7 protein-coding genes are annotated in these 11121 nt (G+C 68.7%); all 7 read left to right on the top strand.

Translation table 11 applies throughout. The features are described from left to right. Positions 1-1997 (top strand): heavy metal translocating P-type ATPase (locus tag CS062_RS06980; RefSeq protein ID WP_143742272.1); only part of this gene is annotated, 1997 nt, incomplete at its 5' end. A 257-nt stretch (positions 1998-2254) separates the two neighbouring features. After that, on the top strand, positions 2255-3796 hold the full coding sequence (locus CS062_RS06975) for a peptide MFS transporter (protein ID WP_199174185.1): 1542 nt from the start codon (positions 2255-2257) through the stop codon (positions 3794-3796). A 153-nt stretch (positions 3797-3949) separates the two neighbouring features. Next, a complete protein-coding gene (locus tag CS062_RS06970; protein ID WP_099860727.1) occupies positions 3950-4219 on the top strand; it encodes a hypothetical protein in 270 nt (89 codons plus the stop codon). A gap of 6 nt (positions 4220-4225) precedes the next feature. Continuing rightward, complete coding sequence (locus CS062_RS27365; protein WP_143742271.1) at positions 4226-5020, top strand: type II toxin-antitoxin system PemK/MazF family toxin; 795 nt, start codon at positions 4226-4228, stop codon at positions 5018-5020. 117 nt (positions 5021-5137) lie between these two features. After that, on the top strand, positions 5138-6331 hold the full coding sequence (locus CS062_RS06965) for an efflux RND transporter periplasmic adaptor subunit (protein WP_099860725.1): 1194 nt from the start codon (positions 5138-5140) through the stop codon (positions 6329-6331). 18 nt (positions 6332-6349) lie between these two features. Further along, entirely contained in the window at positions 6350-9646 is a 3297-nt protein-coding gene (locus tag CS062_RS06960) for an efflux RND transporter permease subunit (RefSeq protein WP_099860724.1), read from the top strand. Further along, a complete protein-coding gene (locus tag CS062_RS06955; RefSeq protein ID WP_099860722.1) occupies positions 9643-11085 on the top strand; it encodes an efflux transporter outer membrane subunit in 1443 nt (480 codons plus the stop codon). Before CS062_RS06960 ends, CS062_RS06955 begins: the two co-directional genes overlap by 4 nt. Positions 11086-11121: the final 36 nt, after the last annotated feature.

The following is an 11121-nucleotide window of genomic DNA, read 5'->3' as shown; positions in this document are numbered from 1 at the left end:
CAAGAGGCCGAGCTGCAATCCGGTCCGCAGGGCTACAGCGGCCGCCTGACGCTGCTGCTGCCCGCCGCGGCAGGGAACTGAGCGATGGCCCGACGATCGAGCGCCACGGCGCGGGCCGCTCGCCCACCATCGGCACCGCCAGCCGGATCAGCGTCGCGATCGCGGCGGAGACGCTGGCCTTCGCCGGCTTCGACGAATCCGGCCCGCCGGTGATTGCGCTGGCGGTGGCGACGATGCTGATCGGCGGCCTGCCGACGCTGCGCAAGGGCTGGATCGCGCTGAAGAGCGTGACGCTCAACATCCACCTGCTGATGAGCTTGGCCGTGATCGGTGCCATCGTGCTCGGCCAATGGCCGGAGGCGGCGATGGTGGTGTGGCTGTTCGGCCTGTCCGAGATGATGGAGAGCCTCAGCCTGGCCCGCGCCCGCGACGCGATCCGCGCACTGACGCAGCTGGCGCCGGAGACGGCGCAGGTCCAGGGCGAGGACGGACGCTGGGCCACGGTGCCGGCGGCGCAGGTGGCGATCGGCGCGCGCGTGCGCGTACCGCCGGGCGAGCGGGTGCCGCTGGATGGCCGGCTGCTCACCGGACGATCCAGCCTGAACGAAGCCGCGCTGACCGGCGAGGCGATGCCGGTCGACAAGGCGCCCGGCGACACGCTGCTGGCCGGCAGCATCAACGGCGACGGCCTGCTGGAGATGACGGTGACGGCGGACAAGGGCCACACGCTGCTCGACCGCATGGCCGCCGCGGTACAGCAGGCGCAGTCGCAGCGTGCGCCGACACAGGCCTTCATCGACCGCTTCGCCCGCGTCTACACGCCGGCAGTGGTGCTGGTGGCGGTTGCGCTGGCGGTGCTGCCGCCGCTGCTGGGCCTCGGCGCCTGGAGCGACTGGATCTACAAGGGCTTGGTGCTGCTGGTGATCGCCTGCCCGTGCGCGCTGGTGATCTCGACGCCGGTCACCGTGGTCAGCGGTCTGGCGGCGGCCGCCCGAAGGGGCATCCTGATCAAGGGCGGGCTCTACCTCGAGCGCGCCCGGCAGCTGAAGACGCTGGCCTTCGACAAGACCGGCACGCTGACCGAAGGCCGGCCGCAGCTGGCGGCGGTGCAGCCGCTGTACCCGTCGGTGAGTGCCGACCAGGCGCTGCATCTCGCTGCGCGGCTCGACGCCGGGAGCGCGCATCCGCTGGCGCAGGCCATCGTCGCGGCACACGCAGAGCGGCTAGGCACCGCGCTGGCGCCGGTCGAGCATCTGCGCAACCTGCCTGGGCTGGGCTTGACCGCGCAACTGGAGGGCCAGGGCTTCGCCCTCGGCAACGAGCGGCTGGCCGAGCAGCGCGGCGCCGTCGACGACGAGGCCCGATCCGCGGCACGCTCGCTGCAGGCGCAAGGCCACACGCTGGTCTGGCTGATGCGCGGCACGCAGACCTTGGCGCTGCTGGCGCTGTCGGACACGCCGCGGCCCGAGGCCGCCGAAGTGCTGCGCGCGCTGCGCGGTCGCGGCCTGGCGCTGACGATGCTCAGCGGCGACCAACGCGCCAGCGCGGTCGCGATGGCAGGCCGGCTCGGACTGCCCGAGGACGCGGTGCGGGCGCCGCTGCTGCCGCAGGACAAGCTCGACGCGATCGCGGCGCTGGCCGGCTCGCAGGGGCCGGTCGGGATGGTCGGTGACGGCGTCAACGATGCACCGGCGCTGGCGCGGGCGGACATCGCCATCGCCATGGGGGCCGCCGGCAGCGCGACCGCGCTGGAGACCGCCGACATCGCGCTGATGCAGGACGACCTGCGCAAGCTGCCGGAACTGATCGGCCTGTCCGAGCGGGTAGCGACGGTGCTCAAGCAGAACATCGCGGTGGCGCTGGGATTGAAGGCGGTCGTGGCGGCGCTGACGCTGGCGGGCATCGGCTCGCTGTGGCTGGCGGTGCTGGCCGACGCGGGCGCGAGCCTGCTGGTGGTGCTCAATGGCCTGCGCCTGCTGCGCGAGGGGCGCCCCTGAGCCGTCGGTGCGGGGTGAACGGGCCGTGGAGGTCGTGCGAAGGCCCCAGGGAAAGCGGCGCGCGACCTAGGGTGAGCCCTAATCCCGAGGCGGCGGTTGAAGCTGACCTTTCGCTGACAATGGCGCGCCTGCCGCTGGCGGGCCCCAAGGGATCGATCGGTCCGGGGCCTGGACCAGCGGCAAACGCGTTCTGATCCCTGGAACGCGACTTCCCGTGACCCGGAGCGCCGGGTCACCGATCCATCACGGAGCGTCGTTTGAACACAATTCAAACTCCCGGAGCGCGGCAGACCATCCTCGGCCAGCCCAACAGCCTGTTCGTCCTGTTCTTCACCGAGATGTGGGAACGGTTCTCCTACTACGGCATGCGCGCGCTGCTCGTGCTGTACCTGATCTCGGCCACGACCAAGGGCGGCTGGGGCTGGACCCGCGAGGAGGCCACCAGCCTCTACGGCTGGTACACGATGCTGGTCTACCTGACGCCGATCATCGGCGGCTACATCGCGGACCGGATGCTGGGCACGCGGCGCTCGGTGGTGCTGGGCGGCTTCATCATCGCGGCCGGCCACATCGCGCTGTTCTTCGACACGAAGGCGACGTTCTATGTCGGCCTGGGGCTGGTGATCCTGGGCACCGGCCTGTTCAAGCCGAACATCTCGGCGATCGTCGGCCAGCTCTACACCAAGGACAACGAGGGCCAGCGCGATGGCGGCTACACGCTGTTCTACATGGGCGTGAACGCGGGTGCGTTCTTCGGCATCTCGCTGTGCGGCTACATCGGCGAGAAGATCGGCTGGCACTACGGCTTCGGCCTGGCGGCGGTTTTCATGATCCTGGGCGCGCTGCAGTTCTGGTTCGGCCAGGGCATCTTCGGCGACATCGGCAGCGCGCCGAGCAAGGACGCGCCGATGGTGGACGCGAGCGAGCCGCTCGACGACACGCCGGCGCACATCGTGCGTGACCGCCTGATCGCGATCGGCGTGTTCTCGTTCTTCACCATCTTCTTCTGGTTCGCCTTCGAGCAGGCCGGCGGATCGATGACGATCTTCGCGGCCGACTACACCGACCGCGCCCTGGTCGGCACGAGCGGGCTGGTGTTCAAGATCGTCAATTCGCTGATGACCTTGATCCCAGTGGCGATCCTGAGCTGGCTGCTGATCAAGCTCTCGCGCAGCACGGAGGGCAAGTACGCGCTCTCCAACGGCCTGCTGGTGGTGGCCTTGGCGCTGATCTGGGGCCTGTCGCTGTGGATGCTGGGGCGTGAGTTCCAGATGGAGCAATCGGAGATTCCGGCCACCTGGTTCGGGGTGCTGAATTCCTTCTTCCTGGTGATCCTGGCGCCGATGTTCAGCAAGATGTGGGAGCGCCACTGGAACCCGAGCGGCCCGGTGAAGTTCGGCGTCGGCCTGGTGCTGCTGGGCCTGGGCTTCGCGGCGCTGTCGTACGGCGCGTCGGGCATCCCGGCCGGCGCGAAGACGGCGCAGGTGAGCATGATCTTCCTGACGCTGGCCTACCTGCTGCACACGATGGGCGAGCTGTGCCTGTCGCCGGTGGGGCTGTCCTACATCTCGAAGCTGGCGCCGGCGCGGCTGCTGGGCCTGATGTTCGGCGTCTGGTTCGTCAACGCGGCGATCGCCAACAAGATCGCGGGCGCGACCGGCTCGTACATCGACGCGATCTCGTCGACCTATTCGATGTCCACCTTCTTCCTGATCTTCACCATCATCCCCGCCGCCGCCGGCGTGCTGCTGATGCTGCTGAGCCCGTGGATGAAGAAGCTGATGCACGGCGTGCACTGACCGCATCGCCAAGAGCCCTCGCGGGCTCATCGATCGAAGAACCCGGGCTTGCCCGGGTTTTTTATTGCCGGGCCCGCCAGCCGCAGCTTGTGCGATACATAAGGATTGGCTATTGTTTATGCATCCCGTACCCCTTTAACCTGCGGAGCCCTCATGCCAGCCGCCACCAATCAACAAGCGCTGAAGCTCAACTTCAAGGAGGACACGCTCACGACGGTGTCGAGAGACGCCTTGCGAGCGATGGCCAAGAAGCTCGGTTTCAACGAGACCCAGACCGTCCTCTTCGCGCTCGCGCGCTTGAGGGACGAGGTTTTCAACGAACAGGAATTGGAGAAGTTCATGCCGCTCACGAAGAAACATCACGAGGCGATCGCCAAGGCAGAACCCCGGCGGCGCGGGAAGGTGCTGGACACCTTGCTGTGAGGCCACATGTACTGGACGCCGCGGCCGAAGTCGGGCGACATCGTTCAGTGCCGGTTTCCGGAACGCGTCGGAGTGCCCGGACCCAAGGAGCGGCCCGCACTCGTGCTTCAGGTGGAGGAGGCCGTCGACGAGCCGAAGGGCAGCGTGGTCGTGGTGGCTTACGCGACCTCCCGCCGCACCAACATGCTCTTCCCCGGGGAATTCGTGGTCGAGCCGAGCGCGAAGACAGGTCTTGTGAAGCCGACCAAATTCGACCTCGTGAATCGGCATGCGCTGCCTTTCGACGACGAATGGTTCGCACCGGCACCCGGCAATCGCCCCACCACCCTCGTCGAGGGCGCCTGGACCTCACGAATGAAGCACTGCGCCGTCGGCTTCAGACGGCGATTCAGGAGGCCAAGCGAACGGCCAAGAGGCTGTCCTGAGAAGGAGCTTGTCCATGCCTCGCCCACGCCCACGCCGGTGCCTGCGGCGGTGGCGGGGCGACCAGGGCGCCGGCCTGTCGGACCATCTCTTTGCGTCCTTGCCCCTATGCCTTCGTACAGGGGCGTCATGCCGGCGGAGGAGCCCGCGATGCACCGGGTCGGTTCATTTTTGGGATGTCCGGAACGCCCGGTCGCACTCGTTTGGAACGCTCGTCGCTTCAATCCCTGGGAATTTCGCGCCGCTGCGGGAGCGCGCGAGCGGGCTCTCTTCAGAGAGAGTCCGGCGTCCTTGCCCAATCCTCCTGACGTTTTCCGACAGCCGCTCCCACGAGACTTACGCACAACCTTGCCCAGGCAGTCAATGACGTCTCAATAAGTCCTAGGGCCTAGGGACAGGTATTGCCCTCGGCACTTTGCGGTCATTGACTGACCGCTTACATTCCGCCGCACGCTGCGGTGCAACAGATGCCGCGGGCGTTTTCGGGAGTGATGCATGGTCGGACCGTCTTTCCATCGCAATGCCGTCGCCGGCGCCTTCGTGGCGCTGCTGCTGACCGCCTGCGGACAACAACAGGATCAACAACAACAGCATGGCGGCCCACCGCCCGTGACGGTCGCCCCGGCGATCTCGCGCGAAGTCCAGGACTTCGATGAGTTCACCGCGCGCCTGGAAGCGCCCGACACCGTCGAGATCCGCGCCCGCGTCGCCGGCACGCTCGACAAGGTGCACTTCCGCGAGGGCCAGGTGGTCAAGAAGGGCGAACCGCTCTTCACCATCGATCCCCGTCCCTTCCAGGCCGAAGTCGCTCGCGCCGAGGCTCAGCTCGCCGCCGCGCGCACCGCCGCCGACCTGTCCAAGTCGGACCTCGGCCGGGCCGAGAAGCTGGTCGCCATCCAGGGCGTCAGCCAGCAGGAGATCGACCAGCTCAAGGCCGCCGTCCGCAACAACGACGCCAACATCCGCGCCGCCGAGGCCGCGGTGACCCAGGCCCGGCTGAACCTGGAGTTCACCCAGGTCCGCGCGCCGGTCACCGGCCGCAGCTCGCGCGCCAACGTCACGCCGGGCAACCTGGTCAACGTGGGTGAGCCCGTGCTCACCACGGTGGTCTCCAGCGACAAGGTCTACGCCTACTTCGACGCCAGCGAGGCGACCTTCCTCAAGTACGCCGCCGCGGCCCGCGCCGGCGGCGCCAAGCGCGAGCAGGCCAGCAAGGTGCACCTGGGCCTGGCCAACGAGCAGGGCTATCCGCACGAGGGCCGCATGGACTTCGTCGACAACCGCCTGAATCCGGCCACCGCCACCATTCGCGGCCGCGCGGTCTTCGACAACAAGGACGGCGCCTTCACGCCCGGCCTGTTCGCCCGCGTCAAGCTCGAAGGCACCGGCAGCTACACCGCGACGCTGATCCCCGACCGTGCCATCGGCACCGACCAGGCCAACAAGGTGGTCATGGTGGTCGGTCCCAACAACATCGTGGCACCCCGGCCGGTGGTCGTCGGCGCCCAGTTCGACGGCTATCGCGCGGTCCAGGGCATCAAGCCCGGCGAGCTGGTGATCATCGACGGCCTCCAGCATGCGATGCCCGGCGCGCCGGTCACGCCGCAGCAGGCCAAGCTCGACGACAAGGGCCGCACGGTCGCCCCGCCGCAAGGCGCCGCCTCCGCCGCCCCGGCCGCGTCGAAGTAACCCGGCGCGAGGTCGTTCATGGATATCTCCCGCTTCTTCATCGAGCGGCCGCGCTTCGCGTCGGTCCTCTCGATCTTCATCTTCCTGGTGGGCCTGCTGGCGATCTTCCGGCTGCCCATCTCCGAGTACCCCGAGGTCGCGCCGCCGCAGGTCGTCGTGCGCGCCCAGTTCCCCGGCGCCAACCCGCGCGTGATCTCCGAGACGGTCGCCACGCCGCTCGAGGAACAGATCAACGGCCTGGAAAACGTCCTGTACTTCGACAGCCAGGCCACCGCCGACGGCGGCATGACGCTGACGGTCACCTTCAAGATCGGCACCAATCCCGAAGCAGCGGAAACCGCGGTCCAGAACCGCATCAACCGCGCGCTGCCGCGACTGCCCGACATCGTCCGGCAGATCGGCGTGACGACCGAGAAGTCCAGCCCCAACCTGACCATGGTCGTCCACATGGTCAGCCCGGACAACTCGCGCGACGCGCTCTACCTGCGCAATTACGCGCAGCTGCAGGTGCGCGACGAGCTGCTGCGCGTGCAGGGCATGGGCTCGGTGCAGGTGTTCGGCTCCGGCGACTACGCCATGCGCATCTGGCTGGACCCGGCCAAGCTCGCCGGCCGCGGCCTCACCGCCACCGACGTCACCAACGCGATCCGTGAGCAGAACACGCAGGTCGCGGCCGGCGTCGTCGGCGCTCCGCCGGCCCCCAAGGGCACCGACTTCCAGCTGCAGATCAACACGCAAGGGCGCCTCGTCACCGAGGAGGAGTTCGCCGACGTCATCATCCGCACCGACACCGCCACCGGCGGCCTGGTGCGAGTGCGCGACGTGGGCCGCGTCGAGATGGGCCCGGGCACCTACGCGCTGCGAAGCCTGCTCAACAACAAGGAAGCGGTCGGCATCGGCATCTTCCAGGCCCCGCAATCCAACGCGCTGAACATCTCCAAGGACGTCCGCGCCACGATGGAACGGCTGAAGGCCAACTTCCCGGCCGGCGTCAGCTACGACATCGTCTACGACCCGACGCGCTTCGTCGCGACCTCGATCGAGAAGGTCATCCACACCCTGATCGAAGCGGTGCTGCTGGTCGTGCTGGTGGTGATCATCTTCCTGCAGACCTGGCGCGCATCGATCATCCCGCTGCTGGCGGTGCCGGTGTCCATCGTGGGCACCTTCGCGGTGCTGCTGCTGCTGGGCTACTCGATCAATACGCTGACGCTGTTCGGCCTGGTGCTGGCGATCGGTATCGTGGTCGACGACGCGATCGTGGTGGTCGAGAACGTCGAGCGCAACCTGGAGGACGGCCTCACGCCGCACGACGCGACGATCAAGGCGATGCAGGAGGTTTCCGGGCCCATCATCGCGATCGCGCTGGTGCTGTGCGCGGTGTTCATCCCGCTGACCTTCGTCCCGGGCCTGTCGGGCCAGTTCTATCGCCAGTTCGCGGTCACGATCGCGATCTCGACGGTGATCTCGGCGTTCAACTCGCTGACCCTGTCGCCCGCGATGGCGGCCTTGCTGCTGCGTCCGCACGACGCGCCCAAGGACCCCATCATGAAGGTGATGGACAAGCTGTTCGGCCGGTTCTTCCACTGGTTCAACTGCTTCTTCCAGCGCCGCAGCGAGGGCTACAGCCGCGGCGTCACCGGCATCCTGCGTCGCAAGTCGGCCGCGCTGATCGTCTACGCGGTGCTGCTGGGACTGACCGCGCTGCTGTTCACCCGCATTCCGTCGGGCTTCGTGCCGGCGCCGGACAAGCAGTACCTGATCGGCATCGCGCAGCTGCCGGCCGGCGCCACGCTGGACCGCACCGACGAGGTCATCCGGCGCATGAGCGACATCGCGCTGAAGGTGCCGGGCATCCGCGACTCGATCGCCTTCCCGGGCCTGTCGATCGCGGGCTTCTCGGCCGCGCCCAACGAAGGCATCGTGTTCTTCGGCCTGGACGACTTCGAGAAACGCACCAGCGCCGACCTGTCCAAGGACGCGATCCTGGGCAAGGTCAACGGCGCCATCCAGCAGATCCAGGGCGCTCGCATGTTCGTCGTGCCGCCGCCGGCGGTGGACGGCCTGGGCAACGCGGGCGGCTTCAAGGTGCAGGTCCAGGACCGTTCGGGCCTGGGCGAGCAGGCGCTGTATGGCGCCATCTGGGGCACGCTGGGCCCGATCTACGGCGACCAGAAGAGCGGCATCGGCACGCCCTACTCGACCTACGACATCAACGTCCCGCAGCTGTTCGCCCACGTCGACCGGACCAAGGCCAAGCAGATGGGCGTGCGCTTGCAGGACATCTACGACACGCTGCAGATCAACCTGGGCTCGCTGTACGTCAACGACTTCAGCCGCTTCGGCAAGACCTACCAGGTCATCGTGCAGGCGGACGCGCCGTTCCGCGCCAATGCCAGCGCGATCACCGACCTGAAGACCCGCAACGAGAAGAACGAGATGGTGCCGCTGGGCGCGCTGATGAACGTCGATCCGACCTTCGGCCCGACGCGCGTGACGCGCTACAACGGCTTCCCGAGCGCCGACATCAACGGCGCCGCCAAGCCGGGCTTCTCCAGCGGCCAGGCCGAGGCGGAGATGGAACAGCGCCTGAAGAACCTGCCGCGCGGCATGACCTACGAGTGGACCGAGCTGACCTACCAGGACCGGCTCACCCGCGACATCAAGGCGGGCAGCTTCTCGGTCCCGACGATGGCGGCGGTGCTGGCGATCTCGGTGCTGCTGGTGGTGCTGGTGCTGGCGGCGCAGTATGAAAGCTGGACGCTGCCGCTGGCGATCATCCTGATCGTGCCGATGTGCATCCTGTCGGCCCTGTTCGGCGTGTGGCTGTCGCACTTCCCGCCGTTCATGCAGGCGGGGGACCTCAACATCTTCACCCAGGTGGCGTTGGTGGTGCTGGTCGGCCTGGCCTGCAAGAACGCGATCCTGATCGTCGAGTTCGCCAAGGAGCTGGAGGAACGCGGGGAAGCGCTGAGCGACGCGATCATCCATGCCTGCCGCATGCGGTTGCGCCCGATCCTGATGACCTCGATCGCGTTCTGCGCCGGCGTCATTCCGCTGATCCTGGGCACCGGCGCGGGCAGCGAAATGCGCCGCGCGATGGGCATCGCGGTGTTCTCCGGCATGGTGGGCGTGACGCTGTTCGGCATCTTCCTGACGCCGGTGTTCTACGCGCTGCTGCGCAAGGGCACCGAGAAGCAGCGCGCCCATGCGGTCGAGCTGCGCCACCAGATCGATGCGGCCGCGCACCCGTTCCATCCGGGCGTCGACGACGCCGACCCGCCCAAGGGCACTTCGCCGAAGGGGCACGCATGATGTTCTTCCGAGTCTCTCTGATGGCCGCCGCGGCGGCCGCCACGGTCGCGCTGACCGGCTGCTCGACGGCGCCGGCGCCCCGGCAGTCCGAGGTGCCGCTGGCTTCCGGCTTCGCCAACGCGCCGCAGGGCGATGCCGGCACGCTGGCACAGGCGCCGGCAGGACGCTTCTGGCAGGGCTTCAATGACGCCGGGCTCGACGGGCTGGTGCAGCGCGCGCTGCAGGCCAACACCGACCTGCGCATCGCTTCGGCCAACCTGCGCGAGGCCCGCGCGCTGTCGCGTTTCGCCGATGCGCAGCTGTTCCCGACGGTGGACCTGAACGCGGGCGCGGCGCGGGTGCGGGCGCCGGACTATCAAGGCAACCCGCAGACCAACAACGCGTTCTCGGTCGGCTTCGACGTGCGCTGGGAAGCCGATCTGTTCGGCCGCCTCTCCGACGAACGCCGGGCCGCGGCGGCCGACCTGCTCGCCGGCGAGGCGGGGCTGCGTTCGGCGCAAGTCAGCGTCGCGGCGGAAGTGGCGCGCAACTACTTCGAGCTGCGTGGCCTGCAGGAGCAACTGCGGGTGGCCCAGCAGTCGCTGGACACGCAGCAGGGCGCGCTGAAGCTGGTGTCCGGGCGCCAGGAGGCGGGCCGCGGCACCGGCTTCGACACCGAGCGCGCCCGCGCGCTGGTCCAGAGCACGGCCGCGACGATTCCGGCGCTGGAGATGGCACTGGCCCGCACCCGTTATCGCCTGGCGGTGCTGACCGGCCAGCCGCCGACGGCGCTGGATGTGGAGCTGTCCGACGTCAAGCCGCTGCCGGGGCTGAAGACGATCGCGCTGGACCGCATCGGCACGCCCGAGGACCTGCTGCGCCGCCGGCCGGATGTCCGCGCCGCGGAAGCCCAGGCGGCTGCGGCGGCGGCGCGGGTCGGCGTGGCGCGCTCGGCGATGTTCCCGCGCATCACGCTGGGCGGCACGATCGGCCAGAACGCCTCGCGCATCGGCGACCTCAACGACGGTCCCGCCTACGCCTACAACCTCGGCGCGCAACTGGTCTGGAACCTGCTCGACTTCGGCCGCATTCGCGCGCAGATCGCGGCGGCGGACGCGCGGAACGAGGCGGCCTTCGCCAGCTACGAGCGCACCGTGCTCGCCGCGCTGGAGGAGACCGAAGGCGCGCTGGTGACCTACAACCGCAGCCAGCAGCAGGCGCAGGCGCTGTTCGACGCGGCCGTCTCGGCGGAGCGCGCCGCCAACATCGCCCGGGAGCGCTTCAAGGTCGGCATCAGCGATTTCCTCGCCGTGCTCGACGCCGAACGGGAACTGCTGAGCGCACGCAACCAGCTGGCGCAGTCGCAGACGGCGGCGGCGACCTCGCTGGTGGGCGTCTACAAGGCGCTGGCCGGCGGCATCGAGGCCGAGGCTCCCGCGCCGCAAGCCGCAGCCCGCTGAGGAGCCTGCGCTTCGAGCGTCTTCCCCGCTGGCCCC

The sequence above is a fragment of the Roseateles chitinivorans genome (assembly GCF_002761755.1).
GTDB classification, from domain to species: Bacteria; Pseudomonadota; Gammaproteobacteria; order Burkholderiales; family Burkholderiaceae_C; genus Roseateles; species Roseateles chitinivorans.
Note: the sequence above shows the minus strand (reverse complement) of the source record. Positions and strands in the feature narration are given on the sequence as shown.

Coding starts and splice junctions, on each gene's coding strand:
- CS062_RS06970 (WP_099860727.1), top strand. CDS start 3,950: ATGCCAGCCGCCACCAATCAACAAGCGCTGAAGCTCAACTTCAAGGAG.
- CS062_RS06960 (WP_099860724.1), top strand. CDS start 6,350: ATGGATATCTCCCGCTTCTTCATCGAGCGGCCGCGCTTCGCGTCGGTC.
- CS062_RS27365 (WP_143742271.1), top strand. CDS start 4,226: ATGTACTGGACGCCGCGGCCGAAGTCGGGCGACATCGTTCAGTGCCGG.
- CS062_RS06965 (WP_099860725.1), top strand. CDS start 5,138: ATGGTCGGACCGTCTTTCCATCGCAATGCCGTCGCCGGCGCCTTCGTG.
- CS062_RS06955 (WP_099860722.1), top strand. CDS start 9,643: ATGATGTTCTTCCGAGTCTCTCTGATGGCCGCCGCGGCGGCCGCCACG.